Origin of the sequence: Gallalistipes aquisgranensis (assembly GCF_014982715.1) — a bacterium.
Classification (GTDB): Bacteria; Bacteroidota; Bacteroidia; order Bacteroidales; family Rikenellaceae; genus Gallalistipes; species Gallalistipes aquisgranensis.
Genome location: NZ_JADCJY010000001.1, coordinates 552,168 through 566,987 on the forward strand (window position 1 = coordinate 552,168; position 14,820 = coordinate 566,987).

15 protein-coding genes and 1 tRNA gene are annotated in these 14,820 nt (G+C 58.9%); 6 read left to right on the forward strand and 10 right to left on the reverse strand.

Annotation, left to right across the window (positions count from 1 at the left end):
* Positions 1–88: 88 nt before the first annotated feature.
* Entirely contained in the window at positions 89–925 is an 837-nt protein-coding gene (locus INF32_RS12120) for a methyltransferase family protein (protein ID WP_394368313.1), read from the reverse strand.
* A gap of 408 nt (positions 926–1,333) precedes the next feature.
* Between INF32_RS12120 and INF32_RS01945 the strand changes: the two genes are divergently transcribed.
* Positions 1,334–2,434: an SGNH/GDSL hydrolase family protein gene (locus tag INF32_RS01945; RefSeq protein WP_226386732.1), complete on the forward strand. Its 1,101-nt coding sequence runs from the start codon at positions 1,334–1,336 to the stop codon at positions 2,432–2,434.
* A 228-nt stretch (positions 2,435–2,662) separates the two neighbouring features.
* On the opposite strand, the gene INF32_RS01950 is transcribed toward INF32_RS01945, so the two are convergent.
* The 5 genes from INF32_RS01950 to INF32_RS01970 form a co-directional block, all read right to left on the reverse strand.
* A tRNA-Arg gene (locus INF32_RS01950) sits at positions 2,663–2,734 on the reverse strand.
* 58 nt (positions 2,735–2,792) lie between these two features.
* Entirely contained in the window at positions 2,793–3,803 is a 1,011-nt protein-coding gene (locus INF32_RS01955; protein ID WP_226386733.1) for a beta-ketoacyl-ACP synthase III, read from the reverse strand.
* Positions 3,803–4,747 (reverse strand): phosphate acyltransferase PlsX, encoded by a 945-nt coding sequence (gene plsX, locus INF32_RS01960; protein ID WP_226386734.1) that lies wholly within the window; start codon positions 4,745–4,747, stop codon positions 3,803–3,805. The genes INF32_RS01955 and plsX overlap by 1 nt, the downstream gene beginning before the upstream one ends.
* A 27-nt stretch (positions 4,748–4,774) precedes the next feature.
* Positions 4,775–4,957, reverse strand: coding sequence for a 50S ribosomal protein L32 (gene rpmF, locus INF32_RS01965; RefSeq protein WP_226386735.1), 183 nt, complete (start codon positions 4,955–4,957; stop codon positions 4,775–4,777).
* A 36-nt stretch (positions 4,958–4,993) separates the two neighbouring features.
* The gene (locus INF32_RS01970) at positions 4,994–5,575 is read right to left on the reverse strand and encodes a YceD family protein (RefSeq protein ID WP_317172656.1); all 582 of its coding nucleotides are present in this window, start codon (positions 5,573–5,575) and stop codon (positions 4,994–4,996) included.
* Between the two features lie 127 nt (positions 5,576–5,702).
* Between INF32_RS01970 and INF32_RS01975 the strand changes: the two genes are divergently transcribed.
* Positions 5,703–6,128, forward strand: a complete 426-nt coding sequence (locus tag INF32_RS01975; protein WP_226386736.1) for a hypothetical protein — start codon at positions 5,703–5,705, stop codon at positions 6,126–6,128.
* A gap of 211 nt (positions 6,129–6,339) precedes the next feature.
* Positions 6,340–6,768 (forward strand): Hsp20/alpha crystallin family protein, encoded by a 429-nt coding sequence (locus tag INF32_RS01980; RefSeq protein WP_226386737.1) that lies wholly within the window; start codon positions 6,340–6,342, stop codon positions 6,766–6,768.
* A 250-nt stretch (positions 6,769–7,018) separates the two neighbouring features.
* On the opposite strand, the gene INF32_RS01985 is transcribed toward INF32_RS01980, so the two are convergent.
* The 3 genes from INF32_RS01985 to lptB are packed head-to-tail and all read right to left on the reverse strand — an operon-like array spanning position 7,019 to position 10,041.
* Positions 7,019–8,002 (reverse strand): chorismate synthase, encoded by a 984-nt coding sequence (locus INF32_RS01985; protein ID WP_226386738.1) that lies wholly within the window; start codon positions 8,000–8,002, stop codon positions 7,019–7,021.
* A 14-nt stretch (positions 8,003–8,016) separates the two neighbouring features.
* Positions 8,017–9,300, reverse strand: coding sequence for a 3-phosphoshikimate 1-carboxyvinyltransferase (gene aroA, locus INF32_RS01990; RefSeq protein ID WP_226386739.1), 1,284 nt, complete (start codon positions 9,298–9,300; stop codon positions 8,017–8,019).
* 6 nt (positions 9,301–9,306) lie between these two features.
* Positions 9,307–10,041: an LPS export ABC transporter ATP-binding protein gene (gene lptB, locus INF32_RS01995; RefSeq protein WP_226386740.1), complete on the reverse strand. Its 735-nt coding sequence runs from the start codon at positions 10,039–10,041 to the stop codon at positions 9,307–9,309.
* A gap of 350 nt (positions 10,042–10,391) precedes the next feature.
* Between lptB and recQ the strand changes: the two genes are divergently transcribed.
* On the forward strand, positions 10,392–12,581 hold the full coding sequence (gene recQ, locus INF32_RS02000; RefSeq protein ID WP_226386741.1) for a DNA helicase RecQ: 2,190 nt from the start codon (positions 10,392–10,394) through the stop codon (positions 12,579–12,581).
* A gap of 149 nt (positions 12,582–12,730) precedes the next feature.
* Positions 12,731–13,564 (forward strand): 16S rRNA (adenine(1518)-N(6)/adenine(1519)-N(6))-dimethyltransferase RsmA, encoded by an 834-nt coding sequence (rsmA, locus tag INF32_RS02005; RefSeq protein WP_394368325.1) that lies wholly within the window; start codon positions 12,731–12,733, stop codon positions 13,562–13,564.
* Positions 13,565–13,841: 277 nt separating this feature from the next.
* Here rsmA and INF32_RS02010 read toward each other — a convergent pair whose 3' ends face one another.
* Entirely contained in the window at positions 13,842–14,021 is a 180-nt protein-coding gene (locus INF32_RS02010; protein ID WP_226386743.1) for a hypothetical protein, read from the reverse strand.
* A gap of 129 nt (positions 14,022–14,150) precedes the next feature.
* Between INF32_RS02010 and INF32_RS02015 the strand changes: the two genes are divergently transcribed.
* Entirely contained in the window at positions 14,151–14,723 is a 573-nt protein-coding gene (locus INF32_RS02015; protein WP_226386744.1) for a porin family protein, read from the forward strand.
* The last annotated feature ends 97 nt before the right edge of the window (positions 14,724–14,820 follow it).

Sequence of the window (14,820 nt, forward strand, 5' to 3'; positions counted from 1 at the left end):
TGCCGCGCCGGAGGGCGGATATGTCTTCCCGGAAATCAGACTGTTGCGGGGCGGAGGAGTTTCAGATAGGAGAGCAGGATGACATTCATCAACAGGGCGTAGACGATGGCGGGAATGGCCATCTCCCCGTTGTCGAAAATGAGCGGGGAGGTGGCGATCGCAATGGCTTGGGCAGCGTTTTGCATGCCGACTTCGATGACGATGGTGCGCCGGACGGCTCTTCCGAGGCGGAGCGAGCGGGAGAGCAGGGCGCCGGCGAACGCAGCCAGCCGTATTTCGGTGCCTCGCCCGCCAGCCACTCTCCGGAGACGTCCATCAGGCTGAAAACGGCGATCAGTGCGAACAGACCGTTTTTCTCTTGGAAGAGTACTTTCCGGAGGCTGAAAGGTTGCGAAGGGGGGCAGAAATTCCGCAGGCGGGGAAGGACGCTCGGCGTCCGGTCGGCCCAGAGCCGGTAGGTCTCCCCGAATTTCTCTTGCAGGTACTGTTCCTCGGCAAAGATGATTCGTTCGTAGTATAAGATGTAGAAGAGGATAAATGCGATCACGAACCATGCGTTGGCAGTGAGCAGGGCGATTCCCAGCCACATGAAGAAGTTACCCACGTACAGCGGATTCCGCATGACCGAGTAGATGCCTGTCGTGTTGAGCTTGTCGGCCACCTGGCGCTCGGTGTTCCGGCCGGAGGTGCCCTCCGGAGTATGTCCGACCGTATAGACACGCAGGGCGAATCCGATCAGGGAAATCAGCAGACAGCCCATCTCGAACGGATATTCCCACCGGGTTCCTTCCAGCGGGAAGAGTCCCGGTTCCAGTTCGGTGCGGTAATATTCGTACAGTGCCGCACCCAGTACGCCGACGGGGATGATTCCCCGGAAGCGGAACAGCCAGTTCCCCTGTCTGGCGAAAAGTTTGTCCGATAACATAACGTGGTATTTGAGAGGTTCGGTCCGAAATTATTTCGAATCCAATACAAATATAGGGGGGCGCGGGAATGCCCTGCCGTTTCGTGCGATAAGTTTTCGTTAAATTTTCCCGGGAAAGGACGGAGCCGAATACATACGGCCGGGGGAGAGCGGTGGGCGGGTTGGGGAGAGCCTGTATTCGGTCGCTCCTTTTCGGAAGGACAGGGGAAAATCTTCCGTGCGACCGTCCGCCTGAAATATCCCGCGGTCTTTGTTCGCCTGCGGTCCATCCGTAAGGAATTGCGGGCAGGCTGCGGTTTCCTTCCGTCGGAATCCGTGCCGAAAATGGAACAGAAGTATGATCTCTCGGAATTAATTGTTAAATTAGTGCGCCGGAAAACACGAATAAAACAGACAAACCCAAAGAATATGAAACCGATCCGATTGTTTTTCACAGCTTTTGTGCTGTTGTTCGCCGTGTCTGCACTCCGTGCACAGACACCGAAAGATGTAGAGTATGTCTATACCGAGGCATCGACCCTGAACCTGATAGGGAAGATTCTCGAGAATACCCCGAACCCGTATCACCGGGTGGACACCTGCAAATACAAGGGGTTCACAAGCGGGGAGAATACCCAGGTCCGCTGTTCGGCGGGGTTGGCCGTGCTGTTCGAGACCAACTCTTCGACCATATCCGTAAAACCCGACTACGGCTATATGAACAGGAGCGGCAACACCATGGGGATCGCCCTGCGCGGATACGACCTGTATATCATGAAAGACGGGAAGTGGCTCTATGCCGCGTCAAAAGCGCCTGCCGACGGCAGGGAGGAGAACAACCTTGTGTTGATTAAGAACCTGCCGCAGGGCGTGAAGCAGTGCATGCTTTATCTGCCTATGTACAGCGAACTGTACTCCCTCAAGATAGGGGTCGAGAAGGGCTCCGATATCTCTCCGATGGAGTCGCCGTTCCGATACAGGGTCGGGATCTTCGGCTCCAGTTTCACGCAGGGCATCAGCATCAGCCGTTCGGGAATGAGCTATCCGATGCAGTTGATGCGCCGCACCGGCATACAGATCCTAAGCCTGGGGTGCAGCGGAAATTGCAAGCTTCAGCCCTATTTCGCCGATGTGCTGTGCGATGCGAATGTCGATGCCCTCGTATTCGATGCATTTTCAAATCCGTCGCCCCAGATGATCGAGGAGCGCCTCTTCCCGTTCATCGAGAAACTCCGGAAAGCTCATCCCGACATCCCTCTGATTTTCATGCAGACGATCTATCGTGAAAGCCGGAATTTCAGCACGAGCAGCGACGCCTACGAACAGGCGAAGATGGATATGGCCGCGAAGCTCATGGCCGAGGCCGTCAGAAAGTATGACAATGTGTATTTTATCCGGACCGATACCGGCGAGAACAGCCGTGAAAGTTCTGTCGACGGCACCCATCCTTCCGATATGGGCTATCTCGGCTGGGCGGAATCCATCAAGAAACCGATCATGAAGATACTCAGGAAACATGGCATGAAATAGATCGGGCGGATGGCGGCAGGGGCATGATGTATTATCGTTTTTAAATCATCGGTTCGTGCCGGACTTCGGAATTTTCGTATCCGCTTGTCCGATCGTCGTTATTATATGGCAGGAACCCTTTGCAGGGAGGATTCCTGCTGTTTTTTTATGCCTATTTGACGGGTTCCCTTTTGTTTGTCCGAAAAAACGAAAACGGCTATAAATCGTTTGATTTATAGCCGTTCCAAGTACCCCCGCCGGGAATCGAACCCGGATTACCGGTTTAGGAAACCGAGGGTCTATCCATTGACCTACAAGGGCTTATACTTGTCGTTCGTTCCGTCCGATGATCCGTAATCACCGGACGGAAAGGGTGGTGCTATTTCGAAAAATCGCCGCCGTCGTACGCCCACTTGAGGAACGTCGATCCCCAGGTGTATCCGCCGCCGAAAGTGGCCAGGATCAGATTGTCGCCTTTTTTCAGGCGGCTTTCGTAATCCCACAGGCAGATGGGCAGTGTTCCGGCCGTCGTGTTGCCGTATTTGTCGATATTGATCATGCACTTCTCCTTGGGCAGGCCCATGCGGTGAGCCGTAGCTTCGATGATGCGCAGGTTGGCCTGATGGGGTACCAGATACCGGATGTCATCCGGGGTGAGGTGGTTGCGCTCCATGATCTCCACCGAAACGTCTGCCATGTTGGAGACGGCGGCCTTGAATACCGCCTGGCCCTCCTGATGCACGTAGTGCCATTTGTTGGTGACGGTCTCGATCGTGGAGGGATAGGCCGAACCGCCCGCCTTCATGTAGAGGTGCTGCGCTCCGCCGCCGTCCGAATGGAGGATGGCATCCTGAATGCCGAGGCCCTCCTTGTTGGGTTCCAGCAGGACGGCACCGGCTCCGTCACCGAAGATGGGACAGGTGTTGCGGTCTTCGTAGTCGATGATCGACGACATTTTATCGGCCCCCACGATGATTACCTTCTTGTAGGTGCCGTTCATGATGAACTGGGCACCCGTGTTGAGGGCGAAGAGGAAGCCGCTGCAGGCGGCCGAGATATCGAATCCGAAGGCATTTTTCAGCCCCGATTTGTAGCAGATCAGGTTGGCGGTCGAAGGGAAGAACATATCGGGGGTCACCGTGGCGCAGATCAGCAGGTCGATGTCCAGCGGGTCCACGCCGGTCTTCTCGAGCAGGTCCTGTACGGCCCGTTCGCCGAGATAGGAGGTGCCCAACCCTTCGCCTTTGAGGATATGCCTGGTCTTGATACCGATCCGGGTCATGATCCACTCGTCGGACGTATCGACCATCTTGCTGAGTTCGAAGTTGTCGAGTATGTATTCGGGCAGGTATGCTCCGACGCCGGTGATGGCGGCTGTAATTTTTCCCATTAATTGAAAGTTTCTCGTAGTTTGTTGACCAGGTCGGCCTTGACGGTCTTTTCGGTCTGAAGAATCATGTTCTTGATTGCCAGGGGGCTCGAACAGCCGTGGCCGATGATGACGGCGCCGTTGATACCCAGTACGGGGGTTCCTCCCACGCGCTCGTAGTTGAACTGTTCGATGAAATCGTCGTGCACGCCCCGGGCCTTGGCGATTTCGTAGAAGCCTTCGGCCTGTTTGAGGACCGTGTTGCCCACGAAGCCGTCGCATACGATCACGTCGGCGATGTCCCCCGTGAAGAGGTGTTTGGCCTCGACGTTGCCCACGAAACGGAACGCGGCGGCCTCTTCCATCATCTCGTAGGTGGCTTTGGTCTGCTGGTTGCCCTTTTCCTTCTCCTCCCCGATGTTGAGCAGCGCCACGCGGGGCTCGGCGATGCCGAGCACGTTCTTGGCATAGATGCTGCCGATGATGCCGTACTGGAGCAGGACGTCGGGTTTGCAGTCCACGTTCAACCCTACGTCCAGCAGCAGGGACGGCGTCCCCGTGATGGTGGGGATGATCGAGGAGATGGCCGGACGGATCACCCCTTCGATCTGTTTGACCGTGTACATGCAGCCGACCATCATCGCTCCGGTGCTGCCCGCACTGGCGAAGCCGTCTATCTCTTTGCGGAGCAGGTGGCCGAAACCGACCGCGATGCTCGAATCCGGCTTCTTGGCGAACGCCTGAGCCGGATGGTCACCCATTTCGATGACCTGCGTGGTGTGTACCGTTTCGAAGGTGTCTGCGGGTAGGTTCTCTTCGCGGAGAATCCGTTCGATCTGCGCCTGGTCGCCAAACAGGACGATTTTACTATCGCTGCCGAGCTCCGCGCGCGCCGCGATGGCACCCCGGACGACAGCCGACGGGGCATAGTCCCCGCCCATAGCATCTATTCCTATTTTCAGCATATCACAGTTGCTTGGTGAGCGGCCCGCCTATTCGGCTTTCTTTTCTACGGCCAGTTTACCGCGGTAGAAACCGCACTCGGGGCATACTCGATGGTACAGGACGGCCGAACCGCAGTTGGAGCAGACGGCCACCGTGGGAACTTCCGCCTTGTAGTGGGTTCTTCTTTTATCTCTCCGGGTCGAGGAGACTTTGTGCTTAGGATGTGCCATGGTTGAAAATGAATTATAAGTTTGACTTTATGTTCTCTATTCCATTTGGTCTTTCAGCGCTTTCAGCTTTTCGAACTCGGGATTGGGGGCTCCGTGCTCCGCAGCTTCCTGCTCGATGCGCCCGAACTCCTCCGGGGTTACGATCCGGAAGCGGGCGAGCATCTCCGGATTGCATGTGGGGCGGCCGTTTTCGTCCGTCGGATGCACCCGCTGATAAGGAAGGCTCAGGCAGATGCTTTCGTAGATGTACTGGGCCAGATTCACCTCGGTTTCGGCCGGTGAGAGCCACATGACCTCGCCGTCGTACTCTTCCTGCGTCTCCGAAAAACGGACGACCAACTCTCCCCGGTAGTGCACCGGAAGCGTGCAGTCCTCCAGACAGCGGTCGCACTCCACGGTCACCTCCCCGTCGATCTCCACCTCCAGGGTCAGCAGCGCGGAACCCCTGTCAAGCTCAACTTCCACGCGGGCACGGCCCCGTTTGATCTCGGAGTTCTCGAACGCCTCGAAGAAACGGTCGTCCACTTCGAATTCGAAACGGTGTTTGCCGGTGCTGAGCCCTTTGTAGGGTATGGCGTATTTTTTCAAAATATCCACTTCTGTCCGAAAATAGAGCACAAAGGTAAAAATTATTACTGTAATTACAAAGTTTTCGTTACTTTTATCGGCTGAACATCCCCTGCATAAGGGCTTCCGTTCCTTGCAGGATATTTGCAGGCGATGTTCCGGACCGGAAACGAAATCTATGGAAGAAAGCATCTACCGAGTGCGCCTTCTGTGCGATTACGAGCAGTGGTGGCGCTACAACATATTCATGACGGTGGTGGAGTACGACGTCGGGAACCGGCAAACGGGATACCGCAACTTCATCGACCGCGTCTACGACGTGGACGATGGCAGTGACGACCGTACCGCTCCCGAGGGATACACCAACGACCGCGGGGCCGAGATCACGACCGGCCCCTGCCACCGTATCGAGATTTACCTGTATGTCATCGCCAACACCTTTCCCTCTTCGGTGGTGATCCGCGATTCGCCGCCTTTTCAGGCACGGCTGGTGGTGGAGCGCGATGGGCAGCCGGCGGTCGACCGTCTCTGGGACGTGAACCAGTGGGGCGGGCTGACGCTGGTGGGGTTCCCGGTCGGAGGCCCGGACCTGCCCGGTGTCTGAAAATTTGTCATAATGTGCTGACTGTCAGATGTTAAAATGTCTTGACGGTCATGAAAAAATTGCAGTTTTTCTGTCGTTTCGTCATTTTCTCCGGACTGGGTCCCCGTTTTCGGGCGGTGGCACAGAATTTGAACTTTCCCTATGCGAAAGCGGCCCGCAGGGGCTGCGGAAACAAAAGGAATGTTTAACTAAAATTATAGGAGGATTGATTATGTTACCTATCAGAAGAACCCAGGGGTGGTTACCCGACATCTTCAACGATTTTCTCGACAACGAATGGATGACCCGCGCCAACGTCACGGCGCCTGCCGTGAACGTCATCGAGACGGAAAAGGACTATAAGGTGGAGATCGCCGCACCGGGCATGAACAAGGGCGATTTCAACGTGAAGATCAACGAAGACAACCAGCTGGTCGTCTCCATGGAGAAAAAGGAGGAGAAGAACGAGGACAAGAAGAAGGGCAAGTATCTGCGCCGTGAATTCTCGTACTCGCAGTTCCAGCAGACGATGATCCTGCCCGACAACATCGAGCGCGACCGGATCGAGGCCAAAATGGAGAACGGTGTGCTGAACATCGACATTCCGAAGAAGGTGGAGGTTCCCGAAGCCAAGAAGGAGAAACAGATCGAAGTGAAATAAGGTGTTCGTACCGGACGGCGGACGAACTGCCTCGAATCAGTGAAAAGGCGCCTGTAAAAGGCGCCTTTTTTCGTTTGCTCCGCAAGCGGAGGTACCGTGTCCCCTCTGCAACATACGTCCCGACGTTTTGTGGGGGCAGGTGGAGTGGGGTGCAGAGGAAAAAGGGACCGTCGAAGGCCTCCCGTTCATATCCGGGGCTGCGTTTCGGCGGACAGGTGACCGCGGCGGGAAGAAACCCTTTTCTCTGGTTTTACGGGCGGTCGAGCAGCCTCAGGTCGGCCAGCGCGATAGCCACGGCCGATTCGATCACCACCGGGGCGCGCAGGGCGATGCAGGCGTCGTGGCGCCCTCTGATCCGCAGTTCCTGTACGGTGCCCGTGGTCATGTCGAGGGTCTGCTGGGGGGCGGCGATGCTGGCCGTGGGCTTGACCGCCACGCGTACCACCACCGGGTTGCCGTTGGTGATGCCGCCGCAGATGCCGCCCGCGTTGTTGGTGGCCGTCCGGCCCGAAGGATCGACGATCGGGTCGTTGTTCTGCGAGCCGCGCAGGCGGGCGCAGGCGAATCCATTCCCGAACTCCACTCCCTTGACGGCCGGTACCGAAAAGAGCAGGTGGCTGATGACGCTCTCCGCCGAATCGAAGAAAGGTTCCCCCAATCCCACGCCGGCCCCTTCGGCCCGACATTCGATGATGCCGCCCACCGAATCGCTCTCCCGCATGGCATTCTCCACCACTTCGGGCCAGCGTTCAGCGTCGGTGCATCCCCCGATCTCCAGAATCCGGGAGGTAATCTCCACCCCTTCCAGAATTTTTTTCGCTACCGTACCGGCCACCACCAGCCCGAGCGTGAGCCGTCCGGAGAAGTGTCCGCCGCCGCGGTAGTCGGCGTAACCGTGGAATTTCTGCCGGGCCACCCAGTCGGCGTGCGAGGGACGCGGGTGGGTCACCAGATTGCGGTAGTCGTTCGAGAGCGTGTTTTCGTTGGCGAAGACCACCGTAAGCGGAGCCCCCGTGGTCTTCTCCTCGAACAGTCCCGACAGGATCACGGGCCGGTCGCTCTCTTTGCGGGGAGTGGTGCCCCGCTGTCCGCTCTTGCGGCGCGCGAGATCGTCCGTGAAATCCTCCTCGTTGAGGGGAATGCCGGCCGGCACCCCGTCCAGCACCACGCCCACGGCCCCGCCGTGTGACTCCCCGAAAATGGATACCCTGAATTTGCGTCCGAAACTGTTCATTGTCTTTTGTGGTTTTAACCGTTCGTTGCCCCTTTTTCCATAAGGACCTCCAGATCGTCCCAGAAATCGGGGTAGGATTTGTCGACCGCCTCCGCGCCGAGTACGGTCACCTTTCCGTCGGCCCGCAGTCCCGCCGTGGCCAGTGCCATGGCGATCCGGTGGTCGTTGTGGCTCTCGACCACGGCGCCCGAAACCGGTCCGCCCTCCACGCGCATCACGTTCTCCTCGGAGATGTCGACCCGGATGCCCAGCCGGGCGAACTCTACGGCCAGCGTTTCCGCCCGGTTGCTCTCCTTGTGGATCAGCCGCCGGGTTCCCCTGATTTCGCTCACTCCGTCGCAGGCCGAGGCCAGCGCCACGAGGGCGGGGAAAAGGTCGGGACAGTCCGTCGCATCGAATTCGAAAGCCGTGAGCTCCCTGCGGTGGACCGTCACGCTCTCCGGCGTGGAGATCACTTCGGCTCCCGCCCGCGAAAGCGCGTCGATCACGGCCACGTCGGCCTGAAGCGAAAGCGTGTTCATGTTCTCCACGGTCACTTCGCCCGCCGTGGCGCCCGCCACCAGCAGGCACGAAGCCCCGCTCCAGTCCCCCTCGATGTTGTAGGTGGCCGGCTCATAACGCTGGCCTCCCTCCACGAAAAACTCCTCGTAGTCGTTGTGTCCGATCCGGATGCCGAAACGTTCCGCCACGGCGATCGTCATGTCGATGTACGGGCGGCTCCGGAGACCCTTCACGTGCAGCGTAGTGTCGTTCTGCGCCAGCGGCAGGGCCATCAGAAGTCCCGTGATGAACTGGGAGCTGAGCGAACCGTCCACCCGGGCTTCGCCTCCTCTGAGCGGACCGCGCACCGTGATGGGCAGCAATCCCTTTTTTGTCCTGACCTCGGCTCCCAGCTGCCGCAGGGGCTCCTCCATCATGCCGACGGGCCGCACGAGGATCGAGCCCTCGCCCGTGAGCGAGATGCGGCGTCCGCACAGGGCGGCGATCGGCGTGAACAGGCGGGTGGCCAGCCCCGACTCCCCGACGTTGAGCCGGTCGGCCACAGGGCACACCGTCCCTTCGCGGACACCTCCCAGCACCGAGTAGTCCCACCGGGCTCCTTCGACGGGCGCGATCCTGGCGCCGAGGGCCTCGGCGATCTTCATCGCGGCTCGCGTGTCGTTGCACAGTTCCATGTTGGTGAGGCGCGACTCCCCCTCGCAGAGCAGCGAGGCGGCCAGCGCTCGCTGGGCGTAACTTTTCGACGAGGGGGCCAGCACGGTTCCCGCGACCCGTCCCGGGGTGATGGTCTTCTCCATGGCGCGTTATCTGAGTTGGAAGTCTTTGCCGAGATAGACCTTGCGGACGGTCTCGTCGTTGGCGAGGTCCTCGGCCGAACCGGCTTTCAGAATTTTGCCCTCGAACAGCAGGTAGGTGCGGTCGGTGATGGCCAGTGTCTCGTGTACGTTGTGGTCGGTGATGATGACTCCGATGTTCTTGTTCTTCAGCGTTCCCACGATGCTCTGGATGTCCTCCACGGCGATCGGGTCGACGCCTGCGAACGGCTCGTCGAGCAGGATGAACCGGGGATTGATGGCCACGGCCCGGGCGATCTCCGTCCGGCGCCGCTCGCCGCCCGAGAGCTGGATGCCGAGGCTCTTGCGCACCTTTTGCAGCCGGAACTCCTCGATGAGGCTTTCGAGCCGCTCCTTCTGGTACTCCTTGGTGAAATCGGTCATCTCCAGCACGGCCTTGATGTTGTCCTCCACGCTCAGGCGGCGGAACACCGAAGCCTCCTGGGCCAGATAGCCCACGCCCATCTGGGCCCGGCGGTAGACCGGCTCCTTGGTCAGTTCGAGCGTCTGGCCGTCTCCCTCCAGGAAAATGCGTCCTTCGTTGGGCTTGATAAGCCCAACGATCATGTAGAACGTGGTGGTCTTTCCGGCTCCGTTGGGGCCCAGCAGGCCCACGATCTCCCCCTGTTCCACTTCGATGGAGACGTGGTCGACGACGGTACGTGTCTTGTATCTTTTTACGAGGTCTTGCGTGTATAGTCTCATCTGCGCTCCGATGGTTCGTTGTGCATTATCCCGCAAATATAGTTCTTTTACTCCGAACGGGAAAACGGCGCCCCTGTTTTTTCCTGCCGGGGTCGTTTTTCTTCCTTTTCCGTTCTCCCCGGACCGCGCTCCGGCGGTAAGGCGGATGCGGGCATGCTGATTTTCCGCGGCTTTCGTTTCCCGGGAGAGGCCCGGACGACGGCGCGGACCGTGCGGCAGGGCGGGGGCCGTTCCCTTTTTTTGATGAATTTTTTCCGGATATTGACGGAAATTTGAAAAAAATGAATATCTTTAGGTGATGAAGTGTTTAAAAACGATCGGAAACAGAATATTTCAGGACGCATAACAAGATGAATCAACAGGAAGATACCCGGCTGCACGATAAGCTGAAAGAGTATTTCGGCTTCTCGTCGTTCAAGGGGAATCAGGAGGCGGTCATACGCAACGTACTGGCCGGCCGCGACACCTTCGTGCTCATGCCTACGGGCGGGGGTAAGTCGCTTTGTTACCAGCTGCCCGCGCTCATCATGGACGGGGTGGCCATTATCATATCGCCGCTGATCGCCCTGATGAAGAATCAGGTCGACGCCATGCGCACCTTCAGCGCGGACGACGGCATCGCTCATTTTCTCAATTCGTCGCTCAACAAGGCGGCGGTCACCAAGGTCCGCAACGACGTGCTTGCCGGCCGGACCAAACTGCTCTATTTCGCACCCGAGTCGCTCACGAAGGAGGACAACGTCTCCTTCCTGCGCAAGATAAAGATTTCGTTCTACGCCATCGACGAGGCCCACTGCATTTCGGAGTGGGGGCACGACTTCCGTCCGGAGTACAGGCGTATCCGTCCCATCATCAACGACATCGGCCATGCGCCGCTGATCGCCCTCACGGCCACGGCCACCCCGAAGGTGCAGATGGACATCCAGAAGAACCTGGGCATGCTCGACGCCACCGTGTTCAAGTCGTCGTTCAACCGTCCCAACCTCTTCTACGAGATACGGCCCAAGCACGACGCTGCCCGCGAGATCATCCGCTACATCAAGCAGAACGAGGGCAAGTCGGGTATCATCTACTGCCTCAGCCGCAAGAAGGTAGAGGAGCTGACCGAGCTCCTGCAGGCCAACGACATCCGTGCGCTGGCCTACCATGCCGGCATGGATGCCGCGCAGCGGGCCCAGAATCAGGACAAGTTCCTGATGGAGGAGGTCGACGTGATCGTGGCCACCATCGCTTTCGGCATGGGAATCGACAAGCCCGACGTGCGTTACGTGATCCATTACGACATTCCGAAGAGCCTCGAGGGCTACTATCAGGAGACGGGCCGTGCCGGACGGGACGGAGGCGAGGGGCATTGCATCGCCTTTTACAGTTACAAGGACATTCAGAAACTGGAGAAATTCATGCAGGGCAAGCCGGTCGCCGAACAGGAGATCGGGAAACTGCTGCTCATGGAGACGGTCTCCTATGCCGAGTCGGCCATCTGCCGCCGCAAAACCCTGCTGCACTATTTCGGGGAGGAGTATCCGGAGGAGAACTGCGGCTGCTGTGACAACTGCACCCATCCCCGGCCGAAGACGGAGGGCCGGGAGCAGATGCAGCTGGCGCTGAAGGTGCTCCGGGCCATCGGGGACAAGTTCAAGATGGACTACCTGATCAACGTGCTGATCGGGCGTACCACGGCGCTGATCAAGTCCTACGGCCACCACAAGAGCGAGTGGTTCGGGGCGGGCGCCGGGCAGAACGACCGTTTCTGGGGAGCCGTCATCCGCCAGGCGCTGATCCTGGGGCTGATCGACAAGAATATCGAGAATTACGGCCTGCTGTCGGTCAATGCCCGGGGCGAGGAGTATATCGAGCATCCCTTCTCGGTGATGATCGCCCTCGACCATGACTACGACGAGGAGCAGGAAGAGGAGGCCGCCCTGCCCACGGGCAAGGGAGGCGCCGCCGACGAGGAGCTCTTCTCGATGCTCAAGGACCTGCGCAAGAAGGTGGCCAAACAGCACGACCTGCCTCCCTTCGTGATTTTCCAGGACCCTTCGCTGGAGGATATGTCGATCCAGTATCCCGTCACTCTCGAGGAGATGCAGAACATCAGCGGCGTAGGCGTGGGCAAGGCCAAAAAGTTCGGCGAGCCTTTCATCAAGCTCATCAAGGCCTACGTCGAGGAGAAGGAGATCATCCGTCCGCAGGACATGGTGGTCAAGAGCGTCGTGAACCGCAGCGGCAACAAGGTCTTCATCATCCAGAGCATCGACCGCAAGATGGACTTCGAGGACATCGCCCGGGCCCGCGACCTGGAGTTCGACGAACTGCTCACCGAGATCGAGGCGATCGTCAACTCCGGAACCCGGCTCAACATCAACTACTACATCTCCGAGGCGATGGACGAGGACAAGGCCGACGAGATTTACCTCTATTTTAAGGAGGATGCCCAGAGCGATTCGCTCGACGAGGCCCTCGAGGAGCTGGGCAGCGATTTCACGGAAGAGGAGATTCGTCTGGTGCGGATCAAGTTCATTTGCGAACAGGGAAACTGACGGCCGGCGTGACGAAGGATCGCAGAGAGAGAAGCCGTCCCGCCGCGGGAGTGCGTGCGGGAGAGCCTTATGGAGAGGGGAGAGCCCGCCGTACGGAAAGGAAGGACGGAGAAGCCGTCCGTGCCAAGAAAGAGCTCGGCCAGCATTTCCTGACCGACTTGAATATCGCCCGCCGCATCTGCGACAGCCTGTCTCCGGCCGGGCCGTGCGCTCCGGCGGAAGAGGCCGGACCTGCTGCCGGAAGCGGGGGAGAGTGTCCCTCCGCCCGGGAGGCGGCCAGAGAGCAGGAATGTCTGCCCCGCGCCGTGCTCGAAGTCGGGCCGGGTATGGGGGTGCTGACGCAGTTTCTGTTGCAGCGGACGGATATGGAACTTTATGCGGCCGAAATCGACACCGAGAGCGTCGTCTATCTGCGCCGTCACTACCCGCAGCTGGAGTCCCGGCTGATCGAGGGCGATTTCCTGCGGATGAATCTGCGGGAACTCTTTCCCCGGGGGGTGCGCGTGATCGGTAATTTCCCCTACAATATCTCGTCGCAGATATTTTTCCGTATTCTCGAACACCGCGATCTGGTTCCCGAGGCGGTGGGCATGGTGCAGCGCGAGGTGGCGGTGCGGATCGCCGAACCTCCCGGCAGCCGTGACTACGGCATCCTGAGCGTCCTGCTTCAGGCGTGGTACGACATCGACTACCTGTTTACCGTGAGCGAGGGCGTGTTCAGTCCGCCCCCGAAAGTGAAGAGCGCCGTGATCCGGCTGAGGCGCAACGGAGTACGGGAACTCGGCTGCGACGAGAGGCTCTTCGTCCGGGTGGTCAAGGCCTCGTTCGGCCAGCGCCGCAAGATGCTCCGCAACTCTCTGCGGGCCGTATTCGGCGATTTCGGGGGCGAGGAACATCCTTTTTTCGCTTCACGGGCCGAACAGCTGGGCGTTCCGCAGTTCGTTGAGCTGACCCGCTGGATCGCTGACCGTCTTGCCCGGTAGCGACGCTACACACGATCGTTCCGTTTTTCCGGCCGCCGGAAGGAGAGTGCCGGGGAGTCTGCCGGTTCATGGCGGAGCCTGTGCCGGACGCCGAAACATTTCGGCGTTCACGGGACCGCTTCTCCGAGTGCCGTACTTTCCTGTACGGCCGTTTGGAAAATCGCCCCTCGTCCGGTCGTCTGCGGATAGACCCTGACGTTCTGTTCCTCTGGACGGTCGGTTTGCCCCTGCAGTTCGGGAACCTGCCCTTTCCCCTCTCTTTTCTGTTGGACGGCTTCTATGCCCACCGGCTGCTCAGCCACAGCAGCAGCCACGCCAGAAATACCATGACGCACAGTCCCGCGATCAGAAACAGCGCCGACCGCAGGGCCGCTCCTTTGCGCCGCGGAGAGGGAGCGCCTTCGCCGGCCGTTTCGCGGATAATCCTTAACTCTTCCCTGGTCAGTTTGTTATACATGGCATCCCGTTTTTACCGTAAAGGTAAGGCTTTCCGCGGGAATCCCCGCTTTTTTATTTGGCATTTTTTTTGAGACGTTCCCCGTAGTATTGTATGGAAGAAAATATTAATCATTAAATTCAAGAAGCTATGAAAAAGATTTTACTGTCCGTTGCCGGATTATTCCTGATCGGCCTTTGTGCCAACGCCCAGCCCTGGGGTTTCGGTCCCAAGGTGGGTGCCTCCTTTTCCACGGTCAACGGCGTCGAAGGCGCCAAGATGCGTGCCGGCGTGGTGGCCGGTGTCTTCGCCGACCGGATGATAAACGACTGGCTGAGCGTGGAAGCCGACCTGCTCTACGCCATGAACGGATTCCGCGTGCACGGCGATAACGGTGTCAAGTCGAAGATCAACCTGGACTACATCTACATGCCGGTGGTGGCCAAGTTCTACCTGACTGACGGGCTCAATTTCCAGCTGGGGGCCCGGTTCGGGTATCTGGTGACCAGTAAGGAGGATGTGGACGGCGGAGACAAGTACACGATCCGCGACGCCATCAACCGTTACGACGTCGACCTGCTGGCCGGTCTGGCCTACGACTTCGATTTCGGGATGATTATCGAGGGACGTTACAACATCGGCGCCACGAAAATGCTGCGGGTGGCCTCGGCCAATCCCATGACCAACGGAGCCCTGGAGTTCTCCGTGGGCTGGAGGTTCTGAGAGAAGGTCCGGAAATGAACCGGGGGCGCACGTGATCCACGTGCGCCCTCTTTGTATCCTGTCCTCCGGTACCTTCCGCAGTTTGCCCTGTCGCTAC